Genomic DNA, 282 nt, shown 5'->3' with positions numbered 1-282 from the left:
TACAGGAGGCGCACCAGGACTTACCGTTACCTATCACGAAACACCAGCCGATGCGCAAAACAACATCAACCCATTAGCCAGTCCGTATAACAACATTGTGGTTAACATGCAAACCATCTACGTACGCGTAGAAAGTGCAACTATAGCAACAGACTGTGCCAGTTTCGAAGACCTTGTACTCATTGTCAACCCAACCCCACAAATCATCAGCGCACAAGATTTAACACCCTTAGCCGTTTGCGATAACGATGCCGATGGGTTTGCCACCTTTAATTTACCAAC

1 protein-coding gene is annotated in these 282 nt (G+C 46.5%); it reads left to right on the top strand.

All coding sequences use genetic code 11. The features are described 5' to 3' along the window. On the top strand, positions 1 to 282 hold a 282-nt coding region (locus tag ACVC43_RS00100), incomplete at both ends, for a hypothetical protein (protein ID WP_452222538.1).

It is taken from the genome of Lacinutrix chionoecetis (genome assembly GCF_053604665.1).
Note: the sequence above shows the minus strand (reverse complement) of the source record. Positions and strands in the feature narration are given on the sequence as shown.